This window comes from Streptomyces sp. NPDC050759, assembly GCF_044456945.1.
Taxonomy (GTDB): Bacteria; Actinomycetota; Actinomycetes; order Streptomycetales; family Streptomycetaceae; genus Streptomyces.
The window spans coordinates 20,874-41,115 of sequence record NZ_JBITGI010000028.1; the positions used below are offsets into that span (position 1 = coordinate 20,874).

The 20,242-nt window shown below is 70.3% G+C and carries 18 protein-coding genes and 1 pseudogene; 10 read left to right on the forward strand and 9 right to left on the reverse strand.

Annotation, left to right across the window (positions count from 1 at the left end):
* Nucleotides 1–58: 58 nt before the first annotated feature.
* Complete coding sequence (locus ACIBJB_RS44895; RefSeq protein ID WP_398939942.1) at nucleotides 59–535, reverse strand: prevent-host-death family protein; 477 nt, start codon at nucleotides 533–535, stop codon at nucleotides 59–61.
* A gap of 91 nt (nucleotides 536–626) precedes the next feature.
* Here ACIBJB_RS44895 and ACIBJB_RS44900 point away from each other — a divergent pair, with 91 nt between their 5' ends.
* A complete protein-coding gene (locus ACIBJB_RS44900; protein ID WP_398939943.1) occupies nucleotides 627–3,137 on the forward strand; it encodes a tetratricopeptide repeat protein in 2,511 nt (836 codons plus the stop codon).
* Between the two features lie 33 nt (nucleotides 3,138–3,170).
* Here ACIBJB_RS44900 and ACIBJB_RS44905 read toward each other — a convergent pair whose 3' ends face one another.
* Nucleotides 3,171–3,599, reverse strand: a complete 429-nt coding sequence (locus ACIBJB_RS44905; protein ID WP_398939944.1) for a winged helix-turn-helix transcriptional regulator — start codon at nucleotides 3,597–3,599, stop codon at nucleotides 3,171–3,173.
* Nucleotides 3,600–3,690: 91 nt separating this feature from the next.
* On the opposite strand from ACIBJB_RS44905, the gene ACIBJB_RS44910 reads away from it, so the two are divergent.
* Together ACIBJB_RS44910 and ACIBJB_RS44915 are read left to right on the forward strand one after the other, a co-directional pair.
* A complete protein-coding gene (locus ACIBJB_RS44910; RefSeq protein ID WP_398939945.1) occupies nucleotides 3,691–4,515 on the forward strand; it encodes an NAD(P)H-binding protein in 825 nt (274 codons plus the stop codon).
* Between the two features lie 142 nt (nucleotides 4,516–4,657).
* Complete coding sequence (locus ACIBJB_RS44915; RefSeq protein WP_398939946.1) at nucleotides 4,658–5,776, forward strand: ADP-ribosylglycohydrolase family protein; 1,119 nt, start codon at nucleotides 4,658–4,660, stop codon at nucleotides 5,774–5,776.
* Nucleotides 5,777–5,845: 69 nt separating this feature from the next.
* On the opposite strand, the gene ACIBJB_RS44920 is transcribed toward ACIBJB_RS44915, so the two are convergent.
* Nucleotides 5,846–7,420 carry a sodium:solute symporter family protein gene (locus ACIBJB_RS44920; RefSeq protein ID WP_398939947.1) on the reverse strand — a complete coding sequence of 525 codons (1,575 nt, stop codon included), beginning with the start codon at nucleotides 7,418–7,420 and terminating at the stop codon, nucleotides 5,846–5,848.
* Nucleotides 7,421–7,546: 126 nt separating this feature from the next.
* On the reverse strand, nucleotides 7,547–8,335 hold the full coding sequence (locus ACIBJB_RS44925; RefSeq protein WP_398939948.1) for an SDR family oxidoreductase: 789 nt from the start codon (nucleotides 8,333–8,335) through the stop codon (nucleotides 7,547–7,549).
* Between the two features lie 97 nt (nucleotides 8,336–8,432).
* On the opposite strand from ACIBJB_RS44925, the gene ACIBJB_RS44930 reads away from it, so the two are divergent.
* The 6 genes and pseudogenes from ACIBJB_RS44930 to ACIBJB_RS44955 form a co-directional block, all read left to right on the forward strand.
* Nucleotides 8,433–9,272: a hypothetical protein gene (locus ACIBJB_RS44930; RefSeq protein WP_398939949.1), complete on the forward strand. Its 840-nt coding sequence runs from the start codon at nucleotides 8,433–8,435 to the stop codon at nucleotides 9,270–9,272.
* Nucleotides 9,273–9,354: 82 nt separating this feature from the next.
* A complete protein-coding gene (locus ACIBJB_RS44935; protein ID WP_398939950.1) occupies nucleotides 9,355–10,248 on the forward strand; it encodes an SDR family NAD(P)-dependent oxidoreductase in 894 nt (297 codons plus the stop codon).
* A 146-nt stretch (nucleotides 10,249–10,394) separates the two neighbouring features.
* On the forward strand, nucleotides 10,395–11,165 hold the full coding sequence (locus ACIBJB_RS44940; protein ID WP_398939951.1) for a BTAD domain-containing putative transcriptional regulator: 771 nt from the start codon (nucleotides 10,395–10,397) through the stop codon (nucleotides 11,163–11,165).
* Between the two features lie 79 nt (nucleotides 11,166–11,244).
* Nucleotides 11,245–12,513: an MFS transporter gene (locus ACIBJB_RS44945; RefSeq protein ID WP_398939952.1), complete on the forward strand. Its 1,269-nt coding sequence runs from the start codon at nucleotides 11,245–11,247 to the stop codon at nucleotides 12,511–12,513.
* A 207-nt stretch (nucleotides 12,514–12,720) separates the two neighbouring features.
* Nucleotides 12,721–13,419, forward strand: coding sequence for a BTAD domain-containing putative transcriptional regulator (locus ACIBJB_RS44950; RefSeq protein WP_398939953.1), 699 nt, complete (start codon nucleotides 12,721–12,723; stop codon nucleotides 13,417–13,419).
* Nucleotides 13,420–13,442: 23 nt separating this feature from the next.
* A pseudogene (locus ACIBJB_RS44955) lies at nucleotides 13,443–14,261 on the forward strand (helix-turn-helix transcriptional regulator); the annotation flags it as partial.
* Nucleotides 14,262–14,288: 27 nt separating this feature from the next.
* Here ACIBJB_RS44955 and ACIBJB_RS44960 read toward each other — a convergent pair.
* Genes ACIBJB_RS44960 through ACIBJB_RS44970 form a run of 3 tightly spaced genes read right to left on the reverse strand, consistent with a single transcriptional unit; the run spans nucleotide 14,289 to nucleotide 16,505 of the window.
* Nucleotides 14,289–15,080, reverse strand: a complete 792-nt coding sequence (locus tag ACIBJB_RS44960) for a thioesterase II family protein (RefSeq protein ID WP_398939954.1) — start codon at nucleotides 15,078–15,080, stop codon at nucleotides 14,289–14,291.
* Nucleotides 15,077–15,490 carry a hypothetical protein gene (locus ACIBJB_RS44965; protein WP_398939955.1) on the reverse strand — a complete coding sequence of 138 codons (414 nt, stop codon included), beginning with the start codon at nucleotides 15,488–15,490 and terminating at the stop codon, nucleotides 15,077–15,079. The genes ACIBJB_RS44960 and ACIBJB_RS44965 overlap by 4 nt, the downstream gene beginning before the upstream one ends.
* Nucleotides 15,480–16,505: a phosphotriesterase gene (locus ACIBJB_RS44970; RefSeq protein WP_398939956.1), complete on the reverse strand. Its 1,026-nt coding sequence runs from the start codon at nucleotides 16,503–16,505 to the stop codon at nucleotides 15,480–15,482. The genes ACIBJB_RS44965 and ACIBJB_RS44970 overlap by 11 nt, the downstream gene beginning before the upstream one ends.
* A gap of 213 nt (nucleotides 16,506–16,718) precedes the next feature.
* On the opposite strand from ACIBJB_RS44970, the gene ACIBJB_RS44975 reads away from it, so the two are divergent.
* Entirely contained in the window at nucleotides 16,719–17,405 is a 687-nt protein-coding gene (locus tag ACIBJB_RS44975) for an SDR family oxidoreductase (RefSeq protein WP_398939957.1), read from the forward strand.
* Between the two features lie 124 nt (nucleotides 17,406–17,529).
* Here ACIBJB_RS44975 and ACIBJB_RS44980 read toward each other — a convergent pair whose 3' ends face one another.
* Both ACIBJB_RS44980 and ACIBJB_RS44985 read right to left on the reverse strand, forming a co-directional pair.
* The gene (locus tag ACIBJB_RS44980) at nucleotides 17,530–19,098 is read right to left on the reverse strand and encodes an FAD-binding oxidoreductase (RefSeq protein ID WP_398939958.1); all 1,569 of its coding nucleotides are present in this window, start codon (nucleotides 19,096–19,098) and stop codon (nucleotides 17,530–17,532) included.
* Between the two features lie 157 nt (nucleotides 19,099–19,255).
* Complete coding sequence (locus ACIBJB_RS44985) at nucleotides 19,256–20,089, reverse strand: helix-turn-helix transcriptional regulator (RefSeq protein WP_398939959.1); 834 nt, start codon at nucleotides 20,087–20,089, stop codon at nucleotides 19,256–19,258.
* Between the last annotated feature and the right edge of the window lie 153 nt (nucleotides 20,090–20,242).

Here is a 20,242-nt window from a genome sequence, read left to right on the forward strand (position 1 = left end):
AGGCGATGTGATCCAACGCCAATTCCCTTGGCGGAGAGGCTGCTTGGCCGCGGCTGGTCTACTCGGTGTCTTTGGGGGGCGCCGTCACCTCGCCATGGTCCTCGTCCGGCAGTCGACGGGTGAGCTGTGCCGTGAGACCGGGATCGGCGAGGATCCGGGCCGTCGCGCGCCATTCGACGACGACTCGGTGCAGATTGGCGTGGACGTCCAGTTGTGCGGCGTCGTACGTGGCGTCGATGAGCTCGGCCACGAACTCCTTCGATTCGTCTGCCGACAGATGGCGCATCCATGGGAAAACCGAAGGCAGAGCACGCAGTATGGCCCGCTCGCCGGCGTCACTGCGGACGAGGGCGGCGAGAAGACGAGCCGTGATGTCCGCCGTCTCCTCGCGCTGCTGGTCGTGGCGGGCAGTCGTCAGGTACAGATCCTCGCCGTCTCGACGCGTGATGTGCACGCGCTGGGTCCGGTCGAGCGTTTCGGCGACACGCTTTGAGTTCTTGGAGAGCTCGGAGAAGGCGACCGTGGGGGTGGACATGATCCAACGCTACTTCGGAACGTATTCCGAAGTCAATCGCTGGACGGCTGTCCAGGGCATCGGGACCTCTGCCAGACTGCGGGGTGTTTGCATGACGGGGGTGAGTCGGATGGCGGCGCGGCCGTCGATGCAGGAGCTGATCCGGCAGCGCAGGCGGGCCGGATTCGTGGGGCGGAGCGACGAGCGGGCGATGTTCCGGCGCAACCTCGACCTGGCGCCCGAGGACGAGCGGCACCGGTTCCTCTTCCATGTGCACGGCAACGCCGGTGTCGGAAAGACGTTCCTGGTCCGAGAGCTGGAACAAGTGGCCCGCGAGAAAGGCGCGTTCGCGGCCTATGTCGACGAGAGCGTCGGCAGTGTGCCGGAGGCGATGTCGGCGATCAGCCGCCAACTGGGCACTCAGGGCTGCCGCTTCAAGGAACTGGAACGACTTCTCGCCACCCACCGCGAACGTCTGCGCGAGGCGGAGGCCGCCGCCGTTGTCACCCTCGAAGCGGAGCCCGAGGGCCCCTCGGCGGGCAGCATGGCCGCGGCGCGGGCCGGACTGGCCGGACTCGGAATGGTGCCGGGCGTGGGAGCTTTCGCGGGAGCCCTGGACCCGGCTCAACTCGCCCACGGAGCCGACCGGTTGCGGGCCGGGCTCAGCGCGCGCTTCCGCAGCCAGGAAGACGTCCAACTGGTCATGCACCCGGAGCGGGTACTCACCCCGGTGCTTCTGGACGAACTCACCGACGCGGCGGCCGCGGCCCCCTGGATCGTCCTCTTCTTCGACACGTACGAGCGGACCGCCCCGTTCCTCGACGGCTGGCTGCACGAGGTCATGACCGGTGACCGGTACGGCACCCTCCCCGCGACGGTCGTCGTGGTGACGGCGGGCCAACGTCCCTTCGACACCACCCGCTGGGGTGCCTTCGCCGACTTCATGACGGACGTGCCCCTCGGACCGTTCACGAATGCGGAGGCCCGGGGGCTGCTCGCGGCCAAGGGAGTGGTCGCCGAGCCCGTGGTGGAGGAGGTGCTGCGCCTCACGGGCGGACTGCCCGTCCTGGTGTCGACCCTTGCCGAGCAGCGCCCCACCGACCCCGAGGACATCGGCGATCCCAGTGCGACGGCCGTAGAACGCTTCCTGAAGTGGGAACAGGATCCGGTACGGCGATCCGCGGCCCTCGCGTGCTCGCTGCCCCGCCAACTGAACATGGACGTGTTCCGGGCGGCCGTGGACTGCCCGGACGACGAGGTGGAACAGCTCTTCACCTGGCTGCGGTCCCTGCCGTTCGTCACCGACCGCGGCGACCGGCTCCGCTACCACGACCTGGTGCGGGAGGCGATGCTGCGGATGCAGCGCGGGCGGTCGCCGCGCGGCTGGGGCCGGCAACAGGAGCGTCTGGCCCGGATATTCGGCGAGTGGCGGGTGGCGTCCGAAGACGGGCGCGCGGACGGGGAGCTGTGGGCGGACGAGGAGTGGCGGGAGCTGCGGCTCGCCGAGTCCTACCACCTGCTGTGCGCTCAGGCGCGGGTCGCGCTGCCGCTGGTGCTGCGGGACTTCATGGACGCCTGTGACACGGACGATGTCACCGCGGCCCGGTGGGCGCGGACCCTGCTGGACGCGGGCCGGGACGGCCACATGGAAGCGGTGTCCAAGTGGGGGAGCGAACTGTCCCGGACGCTCACCGAGGGCGGCGTCCCCGCGGCACTCGCCCGACTGCTGTCCCGGGCGGCCCTCGACGAACCGGCCCAGGCACATGCCCGAGTGGTACGGGGCAGCGCGCTACGGCGCCTCGGCGCGCTGGAGGAGGCACTGCGCGAGTACGACCGGGCGGTTGCGCTGGATCCCGGGCTCGCGCGCGCCTACCGGGGCCGTTCCTACGTGCGCGGCGAACTCGGCGACTACGAAACGGCGGTCGACGACCTGGACCAGGCCCTCGCGCTGGAGCCGGACAACGCCTCCGCCCACTCGGTGCGGGGTGAGTACCACAGGGTGCTGAACCACACCGACGAAGCGCTCAGGGACCTGGACAAGGGGATCCAATTGGACCCCGCCCACCACTTGGCCTGGGCGTCCCGAGGCGCCGTCCGCCTGACCCGAGGTGAACTCGACTTTGCCCTGGCAGACTTGGACCGGGCCCTCGACCTCAAACCCGACTACACGTGGGCTCTGGTCCGCCGCGCCCGCGTATGGCGCGGTCTCGGTGATCCCGCCCGCCAACTGGCCGACCTCGACCGAGCGGTCACCCTCCAGCCGGACTGGCCCTGGGGCCGCTGCGAGCGCGGCGACGCCCTCCGCAACGCAGGCCGCCTCGAGGAGTCCCTCCGCGACTACGACCGCGTACTCGCGCTCGCCCCCGACTACGCCTCGGCCCACGCGAGCCGAGGCGCCGCCCTGTCCCAACTGGGCCGCTTCGAGGAGGCACTCACCGCCCTGAACCGCGCCCTGGACCTCGACCCCACCTACACCTGGGCCCTGTGCCGCCGAGCCGAAACCCACCTCGCCCGCGCCACCTTCGACCTGGCCCTCGCCGACGCGGAACGCGCATGCGCGCTGAACCCGGACGATGAGCGGGCGCTTGCGGTGCGGGACCGGGTTCGGGGCGTCGCCGGATAATCCTCAGCGGGTGGGCGGTATACCTGCCCGGCGTCACGCCGACCGCCCGCCGCCCCCGTCCCTGGCGTCATAGGCCCGCCGGGCCTCCTCCACCCGCTCCAGGTTCGGTGACCACTCCGCCAGGGTCGCGAACAACGGGGCCAGGCTGCGGCCCAGTTCGGTGATCTCGTATTCGACCCGGGGCGGGACCTCCGCGTGGTACGTGCGGTGGACCAGGCCGTCGCGTTCCAGTTGGCGCAGGCGCTGGGTGAGGACCTTGGGGGTGATGGTGGCGATCCGGCGTTCCACTTCTACGAAGCGCTGACGGCCGTACTCGTGGAGGGCCCAGAGGATCGGTGTGGTCCAGCGGCTGAAGACGATGTCGACGACGGGGGCGATGGGGCAGGCGTTCTCCGGGGGGACATCGGTCCCGGGCCCGCGGCCGCGTGCTGTGGTCTCCGTCACATCAAGCCTCTCCGCCATTACTTTCCTCTAGGTACCTACTGTCCTCCCGATAGTAGCTTCGCCGTGTGTCCACAGGAACCAGTCCAGGACCTCGGAAAAGGGGAGCAACATGATCGTGGTGACCGGTGCAACGGGGAACGTCGGGCGGCCCCTCGTGAGGGAGCTCCTCGCGGCGGGGGAGCGGGTGACGGCCGTCTCCCGGCGGAGTCCCCGTGAAAGCCCGGCAGGGCTACGGCATCACCCGGCCGACCTCGCCGCACCCCAGACCCTCAAGCCTGCCCTCGAGGGAGCCGAAGCGCTCTTCCTCCTGACCTCCGGCGACTTCGTGGCTCAGGGCGGCAACCTCGACGACGTCCTCGACGTCGTCCGGGCCGGTGGTGTCCGGCGGGTCGTGCTGCTGTCCTCGCAGGGCGTCACCACCGGCGACCATCCCTCCGAACTGGAGGACGCCGTAAGGCGGTCGGGGCTCGAATGGACCATGCTGCGGCCCGCCGGGTTCCACTCCAACACCCTCCAGTGGGCCGGCGCCGTGCGCGCCCAGCGGACCGTGGCGGCGCCCTTCGGGGACGTCGCGCTGCCGACCGTCGACCCGGAGGACATCGCCCAGGTGGCCGCCGTGGCGCTGCGGGATCCCGGCCATGCCGGGCGCGTGCACGAACTGACCGGGCCCGCCCCGATATCCCCGCGGCAGCAGACCGCCGCGATCGCGGACGCGGTGGGAGAGCCGGTGCGCTTCGTCGAGCAGAGCCGGGATGAGGCCAGGGCGGAGATGGTGCGGTTCATGCCGGAGCCGATCGCGGACGCCACCCTCGACATCCTCGGCGACCCGTCACCGGGCCTGCGCCGGGTCAGCCCGGACGTCGAGCGGGTCCTCGGCCGGCCGCCCCGCGCCTTCGCCGACTGGGCGGCCCGCAGCGCCTCCCTCTTCCGGTGACCGCGGTTTCCGGTTGATAGCCGCACTTCGAGGACCAACCGGGTCTCACCTCGCATACCCCCACGCCCCCTGAACCCCGCACCCCCCGTCGATTACAGTGCCTGACGTCGTACATACGGACGGTCGCCACAGGGAGGTCTTGGTGGGTGCGACAGCCGGGGCCGTCGTCTGGGGGCGGGCCGAGCAGCAGGACTTCCGTAGCCGGGTGCGTGGGACACTCCTCGGGGCGGCCGTGGGGGACGCGCTGGGCGCACCGGTCGACGGGCTCGGACTGGACGAGATCCGGGAGGCGTACGGCGCCGAGGGGCTCGTGGACCTCGGGTTCGGGTACGGCCGACGCGGCGCCGTCACTCATCTCACCCAGCTCAGCCTCTTCACCGTCGACGGGCTCATACGGGCCCAGGTCCGCCGGGACACCGGCGCCTGGCATCCGCCCACCGATCTGCACCGGGCGTATCTGCGGTGGGCCGCCACCCAGCGGGACTGGGGGCCCGACGAGCGGCGCAAGGACGACGGGTGGCTGGCCCGGGAGGAGTGGCTGTACGCCCGCCGCGACCCGACCCGGTCCCTTCTCCTCGGGTTCGGCGACGACACCATGGGGACCCTGGAGTCGCCCAAGAACCCGAACGAACTCGGGCCCGAGGCCACGGCCCGGTCCGCGGCCTTCGGGCTGCTGGTCGGGTGGGAGCCGCAGCTCGTCGTACAACTGGCTGTCGAGTGTGCCGCGCAGACCCACGGGCACCCCGTCGCCTATCTGTCGGCGGGCGCGTACGCCGTGATCGTGCACGCGCTGGCCCTCGGCGACAGTCTCGACGGGGCGGTGCAGCGGGCGCTCGCGCTGCTGGCCGCGCGGCCGGGGCACGAGCCCGTGTCGGACGCGCTCCAGCACGCGCTGGGTGCCGTACGGCAGGGGATGCCCACCCCGGCGCGGGTGGAGGAACTCGCCGCCGACGGCTCGGCGGACGGGCTGCTGTCCGCCGCCGTGTACTGCGCGCTGGTCGGGGAGGACGTACGGCACGGTCTGTGCCTCGCCGTGAACCACGACGGGCCCTCCGCCGCGGCCGGCTCGCTCACCGGCGGCCTGCTGGGCGCCCTGCACGGCGAGACGGCCCTCCCGCCGGCCTGGCTGGCCGAACTGGAGGGCCGTCCCACCCTGCTGGAACTCGCCGACGACTTCGCCATGGAGATGACCCAGGGGCCCGCGCTGCACGGTCCGGCGGGGGCGTCGCCGGGGTGGCTGGCCCGCTATCCCAGGGCCTAGACCGGTCCGGTGTCCGAGGGCCTGGACCGGTCCGGTGTCCGAGGGCCTGGACCGGTCCGGTCGTGACTTCTAGTCCTTGACCTTCGTACCGATCACGTCCTCCACACCGCCCACAGGCGTCGGGATCGCCGCGGCCGCCGCCCCGTCCCCGTCCGTGTTGATCTTCTCGATGATCGCGAGGCGCTCCGGGGTGTCCTCGGGCTTGATGAAGCCCACGAGGATGTACAGGATCAGCGAGACCGCCAGCGGGATCGAGACCTGGTACTGGAGCGGGACACCGCCGTCGACGTTCCAGTTGATCGGGTAGTTGACCAGCCAGAAGGCGAGCAGACCCATCGACCAGCTGGTGAGCGCGGCGGTCGGGCCGGAGCGGCGGAACGGGCGGAGCAGGCCGAGCATCATCGGGATGGCCATCGGGCCCATGAGACCGGCCACCCACTTGATCACGACGGTGATGATGTCCTTGAACGCGGGGGAGTTGACCTGGGTCGCCGCCGCCATCGACAGGCCGAGGAAGACGACCGTCGTGATACGCGCGACCCGCAGGCCCTGACCCTGGTTCCAGCTGCGCGCCCTGCGCCACACCACCGGTGCGCAGTCCCGGGTGAAGACGGCCGCGATCGCGTTGGCGTCGGAGGAGCACATGGCCATCGTGTGCGAGAAGAAGCCGACGATCACCAGGCCCAACAGGCCGTGCGGGAGCAGCTGTTCGGTCATCAGGCCGTAGGAGTCGGAGCCGTCCGGCTTCTGCGACTCGACGAGCAGCGGTGACATCCACATGGGGAAGAACAGGACGACCGGCCACACCAGCCACAGGATCGCCGACAGCCGCGCCGAGCGCTCGGCCTGGTACGCGTTCGCCGTGGCCATGTAGCGCTGGGCCTGGTTGAGCATGCCGCCGTTGTACTCGAAGAGCTTGATGAAGAGGAAGGCGAGCAGGAAGACCGTGCCGTACGGCCCCACCAGCGGCTCTCCGTGCCCCTGGAGCTCGGGCTCGTCCCAGGCGCCGAAGAAGCCGATGCCCTTGTCGTTGAGCTTGAGGACGACGGCGATGAACATCGCGACACCGGCGAGGAGTTGGATGACGAACTGGCCCAACTCCGTGAGCGCGTCGGCCCACAGACCGCCGATCGTGCAGTAGATGGCCGTGATGCCGCCGGTGATGAGGATGCCCTGGTTGAGCGACATCCCGGTGAACACCGACAACAGGGTCGCGATCGCGGCCCACTTGGCGCCCACGTCCACGATCTTCAGCAGCATGCCCGACCAGGCCAGCGCCTGCTGGGTCTTCAGGTCGTAACGGTTCTTCAGATACTCCAGCGGGGAAGCCACATGGAGCCGTGAGCGCAGCCGGTTGATACGCGGCGCGAACAGCTTCGAGCCGATGGCGATGCCGAGTGCGATGGGGAAGGACCAGGTGACGAACGACGTGACGCCGTACGTGTAGGCGATGCCCGCGTACCCGGTGAACATCACCGCGCTGTAGCCCGACATGTGGTGCGAGATGCCCGACAGCCACCACGGCATCTTGCCGCCGGCCGTGAAGAAGTCGCTGACGTCGTCCACCCGTTTGTGCGACCAGACGCCGATCGCGACCATCACGCCGAAATAGCCGATGAGCACGGCCCAGTCGAGACCGTTCATATGCGCCCTCCCAGGGATCAGCCCGGCGCTCATCGTGGGCGCCACCGCGTGGACACGACAAGCTGGTGTAGGGTCAAAGGGAGGTAAAGATATTCGTGATGATGGCCTGCGTTCACCTACATGAACTCACCGCATCAGCTCCCCGGCGTTGACCAGCAACGACTGTCCGGTGATCGCTCGCGCCCGGTCCGAGGCCAGGAACACCGTCGCGTCCGCCACGTCCCCGTCGGTCGCGAGCTCGGGCAGCGCCATCCGTTCGGTGAGCCGCTTCAGTACGTCCGCCTCCGGCACCTTCTCCGTATGCGCCGTGAACTGCACGTACGCCTGCACCGGCGGCCCCCACATCCAGCCGGGCAGCACGGTGTTGACCCGGATCCGGTCCGGCCCGAGCTCCCGCGCCATCGAGTACATCGCGCTGGTCAGCGCCCCCTTCGAGGCGGCGTACGCGGCCTGCCGCACCTGCGAGGGGGCGGCCACGGCCGACTGCGTCCCGACGAACACCACCGACCCGCCGCCCGCCGCCCTCAATCCCGGCAGACAGGCCCGGGTCATCCGCAGCGAACCCAGCAGGTTCACGTCGATGACCGACTGCCAGGTCGCGAAGTCCGCGTCCTCGAGCCCCCCGAAGTAGCTGTCCCACGCGGCCACCTGCACGACCGCGTCCAGCCGCCCGAACCGCTCCACCGCCAACTCCGCGAGTCGCACGCACTGGTGCTCGTCGGTGATGTCCGTCGACCGGTACGCCGTGTGCGCCCCGTCCGGATCGATCTCGGCGGCGCTCTTCGCGAGGTTCGCCTCGGTCCGCGCACCCAGTACGGCGTTCCCGCCGTCCCGCACGACGGCTGCGGCGACCTGATGACCGAGCCCGGCCCCGACGCCCGACACGACGACTGTCTTCCCGGAGAGAAGTGACATACCGGCGGCCTCCCTGATTCCTGCCTGGTTCCTGGCTCTGGCGCATTATCTGACGGGGCGTCAGAGTATGGGCGAGTGCTGGAGGAGGGAAGGTCCCATGTCAGAAGAGACCCACAGCGAGACGTACGCCGAACTGGCCGCCGTAGGGCCCTACGGAGCCGATCTCGGCCATGCCCTCATCACCATGGTCGAGCCGCACCCCGGCCGGGAACGCGAGTACAACCGCTGGTACGAGGACGACCACTACATCGCCGGCGCGATGGCCATGCCGTGGATGTACGCCGGGCGCCGCTGGGTGGCCACGCGGGACCTGCAACTCCTGCGCTACCCGGAGAACTCGGCCGTGGCGCAGCCGGTGACGGCCGGCTGCTATCTGTCCGTCTACTGGATCACCGCCGGCCGCTACGCCGACCACATGCGCTGGACCGTCGGCATCAACAAGCGCCTCAACCGCGACCACCGCGTCTTCCAGGACCGCACCCACGTCTTCACGGCCTTCCAGGACCATGTCGCGACCGTCTATCGCGACGGCGACCACGGCCCGCGTGACATTCACGCCCTCGACCATCCCTACGCCGGGCTCGTCGTCCAGGTCATCGACACCGAAACGCCCGAAACCCGCGGGGAGTTGCTCACCTGGCTGCGCGACGATCACCTTCCCAAACAGCTGGCGGGCTCGCCCACGGCCATGGTGACCGTCTTCGCCCCGACGCCGCTGCCCCTGGACCGGATGTCCTACGTCAAACAGGTCGACGGCGTCGGGACCCGGCTGACCCTGCTGTGGTTCCTCCAGCAGGACCCCCGCGAGGCCTGGGACGACCACTTCACCGGCCTGGACACGGCGGTGGCCGCCTCGCGGCTGGGCGACGTGCGGTTCGTCGCGCCGTTCGTGCCCACCGTGCCCGGAACGGACCGGTATGTGGACGAGCTGAGGTGACGGCTGAGTGGGGGTTGGGCAGGACACTGGTGCAAAGAGCACCAGGGACCTCCCTCGCTCCGGGCACCCGTTTCCGGCCAGAGTGGAAGGCACGCCGAGCCCGCGCGGTGGACAGCGCGAGGACGTTGCGGCGGCATCTGTGGAGGTGGCCGAGATGGCTGGAAACAAAAGGGTCGCCCTGGTGACCGGTACGACATCGGGACTGGGCAGGGAGGTGGCCCTGGCCCTGGCCGCACAAGGGGTACACGTTCTGGCACACGGCCGTGACGCGACGCGTCTGGAAGCGGTCGGCGCCGAAGTGCGGGCCGCGGGCGGTCAGGTGGACACCTATCTGGCCGACCTGGCCGATCTGTCACAGGTGCGCGCGCTGGCCGAACAGGTCGGAGCGGACCATCCCGAGCTGGCGATCCTTGTCAACAACGCCGGCCTCGGAGGTGGCCCGCCGCCCCACAAGAAGCGGGAAGTGAGCGCCGACGGCTACGAGTTGCGGTTCGCGGTGAACTATCTCGCGCCGGTGCTGCTGACCCGGCTGCTGCTGCCGCGGCTGATCGCCGGTGCGCCGGCCCGGGTGGTCAACGTCGGGTCGGTGGGGCAGGCGCCGCCCGACTTCGGTGACCTCCACATGGAACGGCGTTACGACGGCGCCGACGCGTATTTCCGCAGCAAGTTCTCGCTCGCCGCGTTCACCTTCGACCTGGCCGACGAACTGCGGTCCACCGATGTCCATGTGAACTGTGTGCATCCGGCCAACTTCATGGACACCTTCCAGGTGCGCGAGGCGGGCATCACCCCGTGGACGTCCGCGGCCGCCGGTGTGGAGCCGGTGCTCAACCTCGCACTCGGCCGGGGCGGCGAGTCGACCGGTCAGTATTTTGACGGGACGCGTTCCAGTCGAGCGAATTCCAAGACCTACAAGAAATCGGTGCGCCAGGAACTGGGAAAGGTCACCGAGGATTGTCTGGCGGCGTTCCTCTGAGGGTACGGGCAGTCGACTGTTCGGCTGCTCGAATTTAGAATCATTTGGGATGCCTGAAACTTGCCTTTTAATGTAAGGCGCGAGGATGGGAGCGTGGTGCGGCTGCAACGGCGGAGCCGCTGGGTCCATATTCAGGGGGAATCAGCGTGGAATTCCGCGTTCTTGGGTCTTTGGGTGTTTCGTCCGAAGATCATGAATGGTATGTTCCCAGTGCCCCGAAGCAGCAGCAGACACTGGCTCTTCTGCTGCTTCAGGCAAACAGGTTCGTCTCCGCTTCCTCGCTTTCCAGGGAGTTGTGGGGAGACGCTCAGCCGAAGACCTCCGGTGCCACCCTCCAGGCCTATATAGCACAGGTCAGACGCTTTCTCGCGAAGGTGTACGGGGAGTCCGTCGAGCGGATCATGAAAGAAGTCCTGGTGACGGAGTCAGGTGGTTACTCGCTTCGGGCAGGTATTCCCGACCTCGATTTGACCTCTTTCGAGGAAAGGGCGCGAGAAGGCCGTGCCGCACTCGCTGAGGGAGATGTCGAAGCGGCTCGCGTACTCTTAAAGCGGGCGCTGGAACTGTTCCACGGATGTGTCCTCGAAAACGTTCCCCATGGTTCCGTGATCGAGGTTCAGGTGCGCCGGATAGAGCAGTTGAGGCTCGCGGTGACCGAGCAGTGCTACGAGCTGAATCTCAGGATGGGACGCCATCACGAAGTCATCGGCGCGCTCTCGGAGATCGTCGAGGAAAATCCGTTCCACGAGAATTTCCACGCGCTCCTGATGCGCGCGCTCCACCAGAGCGGGCAGCGCGTGGAAGCCCTGCGGGTCTACCACCTGCTGCAGTCCCGCCTGAGCGAGGAACTCGGCCTCGCCCCCTCCCCGCAGGTCATGGCGCTGCGCCAGTCCATCCTCGAACCCTCCGCGCGGTGACCGGCGCTCCCTGGTAGCGGTTGCACCAGTACCAACGCTTTCTGGTTGCCGCCGCACCGCGGCGGCACCATCGGTCACCATGAGCCAACTCTCGCAGCGGCGGCCCGACAGCGCCGGGTCCGAACCGGCACCCCTGCGTCACAACAGCCGTACAGTGCGCGTCTTCGCGGTGGTGGCGGGCCTGTGCGTCTCGAACCTCTACTACGTCATCGTCCTGCTTCCCGAGATAGCCGCGTCCCACCACCGCCCCGCGCAGGACTTCGCGCATCTGCTGTCGCTGACCCAGGGCGGATACACCCTGGGTCTGCTGTTTGTCGTGCCGCTCGGCGACCGCGTGGACCGGCGCAGGCTCTGCACCCTGCTGCCGGCCGCCGCCTGCCTGGTGTGCGCCGCCGTCCCCTGGGCGCCCACAGGCACCTACCCGGTGCTCTTCGTGCTGCTCGGGCTGTGCAGTGTGACGGCGATGGTGCTGGTGCCGTGGGGCGCGGACCTGGCCGACGACGCGGCGCGCGGCCGGGTGGTCGGCACCATCATGACCGGCCTCATCCTCGGTACCCTGCTCTGCCGTACGGTGGCCGGCGCCCTCGCCCAACTCGCCTCCTGGCGCCTCGTGTACGGGACCGCCGCCGTCCTCATGGCGCTGTGCGTCGCCGCCCTGTACTGGGGCCTGCCGAGCGGGCAGACGGATCCGCGCCGACCGCGCGACACGGACGGCGAGAGCTACCTCCACCTGCTCGGTTCCCTGCCACGAATCCTGCTGCGCACGCCCCACGTCGGTGAGCGCAGCCTGTACGGGGCGCTCGCCTTCGGAGCCTTCAGCGCGTTCTGGGCCGTCCTGCCGCTGCACCTCCAGGCACGTCCGTTCTCCTTCGGGCCGGCCGAGATCGGGCTCTTCGCGCTGCTGGGCGGCGCCGGGGTGGTGGGGGCCTCGGCAGCGGGCCGGCTCGCGGACCGCGGGCTCCAGACCCCGACCACCCTCGCGGCCTTCGCCACCGTCGTGGCCACCTTCCTGGTGCTGGGCGCCTGGCCGGGATCGCTCGCCCTGCTGATCGTCGGCACAGTCGTCCTCGACATGGGCATCCAGGTCGCCCACATCACCAACCAGAGCGTGATCTACGCGGGCAACCCGGCCATGCGCAGCCGCATCACGACGACCTACATGGTCCTGTACTTCGTGGGCGGCACCCTCGGCTCGGCCGTGGCCGCGACCGTGTGGGGGCGGGGCGGCAACTGGGGCACCACCTGCCTGGTCGGAGCCGGGATGGGGGCCTGCGCGCTGGCCGTCGCGGCACTGCGGGCCGGGCTCGGGCGTCTGCGGGCGGGCAGGACGGCCGACGTACGGCGCTGACCCCCGTAGCTGGGAAGTTCACCGGGACACTGGGTGGGCTCTGGCGGTGCTGGGACAAGCCGCTGGATCTTGTTGCGATGGTTGATGTGGCAAGCATCCGGAACAACGGACGTCTCGGCACCACCGCATATGGGGGTCAGCGTGGCACACAGCCTGATGCAGTCGATCGCTCGTGAACGGCCAACCGCCGGGGCCCGGACGGGCACGGTGACAGTGCGACTCCTGGACGGATTCGCGGCCGGCCCGCTGGTGCCGTCACCGACGCCCGGCAGCGTGTGGCGGATCGCCGCCTACCTGGCGTTGTACGGTCCCACGGCGCGCCACCGGGTTGCCGGGGAACTGTGGCCCGAGGCCACCCAGGAACGCGCCCTCGGCAGCCTGCGCAGCGGGGTGTGGCGGATTCAGCGGGAGCTGCCCGGGCTCATCGACGCCCGCCGGGCGCTGCTGTCCCTGACCGATCGCGCCGTGGCCGACGTGGACGAACTCGTCAGGGAGAGCCGCGCGATCCTGGAGTGCGACAGCCACCTTCCGGTGGACGCGTCCGTGCTGCTGCGACCCGGCGAGTTCCTGCCGGACTGGCACGACGAGTGGATCGTGGTCGAGCGGGAGCGGCTGAGCCAGCTTCGGCTCGACGCGCTGGACGCCCTGGCCGGCAGGCTGCTGGCGCGCGGCAGGTTCGGACTCGGTCTGGAGAGCGCGCTGGCGGCGCTGCGCACGGACCCGCTGCGGGAGAGCTCCTGCCAACGGGTCGTCCAGGCCTGTCTGTTGCAGGGCAACACGGCCCAGGCCCGTCGGCACTACGAGTTCCACGCCGCGCGGCTGAGGAAGGAACTGGGCGTCGAGCCCGCCCCGTTCAGGGCGGCGCTGGTGAGCCTGTCGGAGTCGGCCCGCGCACTGGCCGGGTGAGCCGCGTGGAGACCGTTGACATCGTGGACAGGGCACGGACCACCGGGCCGGCCCGCGCCGAGCTGGCGGAGTTCCTGCGCAACCGGCGGGCCCGCCGACAGCCTGCGGAGGTCGGGATCAGCACCCTCGGCCGGCGCCGCACACCGGGCCTGCGCCGGGAGGAGGTCGCCACCCTCGCCGGTATCAGTGCCACCTGGTACACCTGGCTGGAGCAGGCGCGGGAGATCGGGGTGTCGCGCGGTGTGCTCGGACGGCTGAGCGGGGTCCTCGGGCTGGACCCGGCCGAACGGGCCCATCTCTTCCGGCTCGCGGGCCATGTGCCGCCGGCCCGCGACACCGCGGGGGTGAGCGAGTGCGGGGCACCGCACCGGATCCTGCTGGCGCAACTCGACCCCAGTCCGGCGGTGCTGACCAACCGGCGCCTCGACGTCATCGCCTGGAACCGGGGTTACCAGTCGCTGTTCGGGGACCTGGGCAGGTTGCCCGGCGGCGACCGCAACCTGCTGTGGCTGGCCTTCATGGATCCACGGTTCAGGGCCCTCTCCCCGGAGTGGGAGACCGAGGCGGCGGCCATCCTCGGGCAGTTCCGCGACCGGCTCGGCGACCGGGTCACCGAGCCGGTCACCCGCGCCCTGGTGCGCCGACTGGAGGAGGCCAGCGCGGACTTCCGCAGGCTGTGGCGGGCCATGTCCGTGGCGCCCGCCCGGCCTCGGCGCCGTCCGATCCTGCACCCCCGGCTCGGCCGTATCGAACTGGAGACGATGGAACTCGCGATCTCGGACGGCGGCGAGGCCACGGTGCTCGCCTCGCTGGCGCCGCCGGGGTCGGACCTCGCGGAGCGGCTGTCCGCCCTGCTGGACGAGGTCGATTCAGGCGGCGTCCACCTCGGTGGCACCGCGCGTCGACACGGCGGCGAGATGGTCGCCGAGCACCGCCGACACGACCCGGTGGTGGTTCGGCGCGAGAAAGGCGAAGTGTCCGCCGGTGAGCAGCACCACCCGGCAGTCGGCACCGCTGTGTTCGACCCATCCTGACAGGGTGTGCGCGGGAACCAGCGAGTCGCTGAGCCCGCCGAGCACGGTCAGTGGCACGGACAGTCGTACGTCGGCGAAGTCCTGCTCCGCCTCGGCTCCGAGCCGGATGTCCGCCCGCAGTCTGAGCAGGACGGACGCCCTGATGTCCGGGTCGGCGAGGATCGTCTCGGGGACATCGCCGGCCCGGCCCAGGACGGTGAGCAGGTCCTGCTCACCGGTCACATGCAGGGGCCAGCGGGGGCCGGGGCCGGGAGCCTGGGACGCGGCCACGACGCCGTCGAACAGCTCGGGCAGCCGGTGCGCGGCCCGCACTGCCAGCAGGGCGCCGACACTGCACCCGAACGCCGTGGTCGGGAGGGGCTCACGCGACGCGAGCTCCGTGGCGAGGGCTGCCAGCACCCGGGTCAGGGTGGTCTCGGGCGTCTCCGTGAGCCGTCGCTCCCGGCCCGGCAGGGAGAGGGCGAGCACCTCGGTGCCGGCGGGCAGCAGGTCCACGAGCCCGCCGAGTGCGTGCGGTCCGGCACCGGCGTGCGGGAACACCACGACCCGGTGCCGCGGCCGACCGGCAGGTCGGTGCAGGTCGGTGAGCCAGGAGGGAGCGACCGGGACGGCGCCGTGCAGGTTCATCGGCCGTCCTCCGGGGCCGGTGCTGCGGTGCGCAGTTCGATGGCGACCAGCTTCAGGGGCCGGTCCGAGGTGTTGGTCATGCGGTGCGAGAAGGGGAGCCGCTGCCGGTTGAGCTGAACGGTGCCCTCGACCGCCGTCCCGGCGGCGAGGAGGATGCCGTCCGGGGTGCGGGACTCGCCGTCGGCGCCCGCGAGAACCACGGTGAGCCAGGGATGGCGGTGGGTGTGCGGGGGGCGGCTCTCGCCGGGGGGAACCTCCTCGATCCAGCACTTGACCGTGGGTTCGTCCACGATCAGGCGGGCACCCACGGCCTCCCAGGGTTCGAGGGCCGACCAGGGCTCTTGAGACCAGGGCTCGTCCGGTTGCGGGGTGGTGGACAGCGGCTCGGTGGGCAGCGGTTCACGTCGCATGGCGCGTCTCCCGGTTCGCGGCCGCGTGGCCGGTGAGCAGCCGTCGGGGATTGTCCTCGAAGAGGGTGGTGAGATCGCCGTCGGCGAGGCCTGCCCGGCGCAGCGCCGGGATCACCCGCAGCGGGAGATGGTCGTAGGACCAGTCCGGCATCATCGACTGCCGTACCTCCTCGGGGAAGTGGTCGATGAAGGACGCGCAGTCGTGCGAGAGCAGCAGCTGGCGCAGATGGCCTCGCGCGACCAGGTCGAGCACGTTGGAGACGCGCTGCTCCTCCGGGACCATGACCATGCCGAAGCGGTCGCACCCGATGTAGGCGCCGGAGTCGGCGACCTCGCGCAGATAGCCGGCGTCGGCGATGTCGCCCGCGTGGGCGAGGACCACGTCGCCGGGGTCGACCCCGTGCTTGCCGAGCAGGTCGAGCGCGAGCAGGGCGTTGGGCAGGTCCGGGTCGGTGTGCACGACCACGGGCACTCCGGTACGGCGGTGCACCTCGGCCACCGCGGCCGCCACCCGGCGCAGCGTCGGCCCGGCCTCCTGGTCCTCGCAGGCGAACTTCACCAGGGAGGCCTTCGCCGCAGTTCCCGCGACACCATCGCGAATGTCGGACTCCAGCAGATCGACCAACGGATCCGGCATGTCGAGAATTTCTCCCGGCCCGCGATAGCGCACGATCTGCGGAAGGCCGTCGAGAGCGTATATTCCGGTGGCCAGGACGATATTGACCCGGGTTTTCTCCGCGACCTGTGCGATGAGCTGCGGATCGCGGCCCTGGCCGAGCACCGTCAGATCGACGATGGTGCGGACGCCCAGCTCATAGGCGTCATCCAGCTGGCGTGCGGCACGCTCGACGCCGGCCACGGAGTCCCACAAAGCGGGGAAGTTGCGATGGAATTCCGGGTTCCAGACGAAGAGGTGCTCGTGTGTCAGCGTCATGCCCAAGGCGTCCGCGCTGATATCGCCGCGAACTGTGGATATCCGGTCGGACGGTGTGGTACGGGTATCTTCAGCAGGCATGAAAAAAATGCTAGGGGCGGCGGAGAAGGCCCCGCAAGACGGTCTACCTGGTATTTAAATTCCTGGTATTCGGCTTGCTGGTACCGAAACCAACAGTATCGGCGCGGTTCTCGTCTGCCTGGTAGTGCTGCCACCAGCACAACGCGCATCTGGAAGGCCCTCCGGCGGGGCCTCAGGATCAGTGGCGCAAGCAGGGAATAACTGGAGGCAATGATGCGTGTTGTGATCTTGGGCGGTACGTCGGGTATCGGCCTGGCGACGGCGGAGAAGCTGACAAAGGCCGGCGCCGAGGTGATCGTCACCGGACGCGACGCCGAGAAGCTGGCCGCGGTCAAGGACCGGGTGGCCAGCGCCGAGCAGGTGGACGGCACGGACGAACAGGCCGTCGCCGGGTTCTTCGAGCGGGTCGGCTCCTTCGACCACCTCGTACTCGCCTTCAGCCCGGGCGCGCTGGGGCTCGGCCCGCTGGCCGGCGTTGACGTCGCGGACATCAGGTCCGCCTTCGAGGGCAAGCTGTTCGCCTACCTGTCCGCCGTCCAGAAGGCGCAGGTCACCGGCTCCATCACGTTCGTTTCCGCGGCCACCGCGCGCTCCGCCGCCCCCGGCACCGTGACGTTCGCCGCGGTCAACGGCGCGATCGAGCGGATCGTCTCGCCACTGGCGGCCGAGCTGTCTCCGGTCCGCGTCAACGCCGTGGCGCCGGGTGCCGTGGACACGCCCTGGTGGTCGTTCGTGCCCGAGGAGGCGCGGGCCGGCCAGTTCACCGCGATGGCCCAGGACCTGCCGATCAAGCGGGTCGGCAAGCCCGGCGAGGTGGCGGATGCGATCGCCTATCTCGTCGGTGCGGAGTACGTCACCGGCACGATCCTCCCGGTCGACGGCGGCTTCACGGTCGCCTGACCGCGAAACGCTTCTCGGGGCGGGCTTCGCTGGGCCCGGCTCCGAGAAGCAGGGCCGTCCCCCGGGCCCGATCGCGCCCCACCGGACCGGATCCGGTGGGGCGCGGTGCTGTGCGGGTGCGCTCTCAGTCCGGTAGCCGTACCGACAGCGGGTGCCGGAAGACGTCCCCGGGGTCGTACGCGGCCTTGACCCGCTGGAGCCGCGGGTAGTTGTCCTTGAAGTACAGGGTGTGCCAGGGCACGCCCGAGGTGTTCCAAGCCGGGTCGGCCAGGTCGGTGTCCGGGTAGTTGATGTACGAGCCGTCGGTGGCGCCGTCCGGCACCGGCACTCCTCCGGTCGCCGCGTGCATGTCCCGGTAGATCCCTCGCACCCAGTCCATGTGCTCCTCGTCCCGTGCCGGGTCGGCCCAGGCGGCGCCGGTGTACGCCTTCAGGACGGAATCGCGCTGGGCGACGGCGGTGGCGCCGGGGTCCACCGCGTTGACGCGTCCGCCGTACGACAGGAGGTTCACCGCGCCCCGCCCGGTGAAGGACGGATCCGTCAGATGCCGGTACATGACGGCGACCTGGTCGGCCGTGTACGGGCGGCGCAGATACGCGCCCTTGCCCTTGTAGCGGTTGTCGGTGAGGGAGACGCTGCCGAACAGGTCCGAGTAGACGGCCGTGATCCACGGCATGGTCCTCAGACCGACCGTGCGTGGCGCCCGCACACCCGCGTTCACCGCGTCCAGATACCCGTCCATCAGGGCTGCGGCGTTCGGCGCCGTACCGTCCGTCTCGGCCACCAGCGACAGGGTGCCGACGGACCGGGAGGACAGCACGAGCGAGGTGTACAGGCCGGCGTACGGGGAGCCGTCGGCGCTGTGCTCGGCGTGCCAGGCCCCGTGGTTGCCGACGAGCCGGGTGAAGTCCGCCTCGGTCATGCCCTCCCAGGACCAGCGGACGGTGGCCACCAGGCTGCGGCCGGGCGGCTTCGGCAGCGCTCTCGCCGGGTCGTTGCCCCGCGCGTGCGGCGACCGGAAGAGGAACCGGGTCACCACCCCGAAGTTGCCGCCGCCCGCACCCGTGTGACCCCACCACAGATCCCGGTGCGGATCGCCGGGCTCCCGGGTCGCCACGACCGTACGGGCGCGCCCCGCGCCGTCCACCACGACCACCTCGACGCCGTGGAGATGGTCGACGATCAGCCCCTGCTCACGGCAGAGCGCGCCGAAGCCACCGCCCTGCGTGTACCCCGCGACACCCACGGTGGGGCAGGTGCCGCCGGGTATCACCACACCGTGGCCGAGGTACAGCTGCTTGTAGACGTCGCCGAGCTGCGCACCGGAGTCGACGGAGAAGGCGGCGTGCTCGGGGTCGTAGTACACCGAGTTCAGGCGGGAGACGTCGATGAGGGACGTGACGTCGGGGCGGTCCACCAGGGACTCCAGGCAGTGTCCGCCGCTGCGTACGGCGATACGCCGTCCCGCGGCGACGGACTCGGCCACGGCCTGTTCCACCTGCCGTGCCGTGAAGACCTGGTGGATCACCTCGGGGCGGGAGGACAGCCGGCGGTTCAGACCGCGGGCGCCGAGGTAGTCGTAGCGGGGGTCCTCCGGGGTGACGGCGACCCGTGCGGGTGGCGCGGGGGCCCGGTGGCCGTGCGGGAACTCGGAGGCGTTCGGGACGGTCGTGCCGTCCAGGATTCCGGCCATGTGTGCAGCACACCCATCGTGCGGCCGGTCCGCCCCGGCGGTCCGCCGCACGTCTCGGACCGGGAGGGATCAGGGACGGACCCGAGTGTGGCGAAGGGTTCCAGAATCGCGGCTCAGCCCCGCCAGAGCCGCGCCAGTGGAGACATCAGGGGGCGGCTCAGTCCTCGCGCTCCCGCAGCAGCTCGCCCAGGCGCCGCTCCAGGTCCGAACCCGGATTCACGAGATACGACACGAGGGTCTTGTCGTCGTCCGCGACATGCATCTTGATGTACTCCAGCTCGATCACCCCGAGCCGCGGATGGTTGACCGTGCGCGGCTTGGGGACGAACGGGGCCAGCTCCTTGAGCTGCCACAGCCGGGTGAAGTCCGGGCTGGATTCCTCGAGGGCGTCGAGGAGTTCCACGACGTCGGGGTCGAGGATGCGCTCGCCGACCTGGGTGCGGAACAGGGCGAGGGTGTGTGAGGCCTCCTCCTCCCAGTTCTCCGCCATCGCCCGTACCTCCGCGGAGGTGAAGGTGAGCCACAGGACGTTGCGGCGCTCGTCGGGGAGGGCGCCCAGGTCGCCGTAGAGCAGCTCGCAGCCCTGGTTCCAGGCCAGGATGTCGAAGCGGCGGTTCACGATGAACGCCGGATTCGGGTTCAGGTGGGTGAGCAACAGCTCGTACTGCTTGGGGAGTTCGAGGCGTGGCGGGGCATCGCCGGGTGGTACCTCGCCGGCCAGCCGGAACAGGTGGTCGCGCTCGACCGGGTCCAGGCCCAGGGCGTTCGCGAGGCTGCCCAGCACCTGCCGGGAGACCTTGATCTCCCGCGCCTGCTCCAGCCACGTGTACCAGGTGATGCTGAGGCCGGCGAGCGTGGCGACCTCCTCGCGCCGCAGCCCCGGTGTGCGCCGGTGGCCGACGACGGGCAACCCCACGTCCTGGGGCTTGCGTCGCTCGCGCCGACTGCGGATGAACTGAGCCAGCTCACGCCGCTGTTCCTGCGTGCTCACCTGATCCCCCTCTGGTTTTCCACCCGCCGACCAGCCTAAACGGTGGCCGTGCCGGGACCGGCATGACGGGGCGATGACGGTGCCGTCACGACCCCTGGGTCACTCTCTCCTCGGTTCCAACCGACCGCGCACAACGCGCCGACCGAAGGGCCG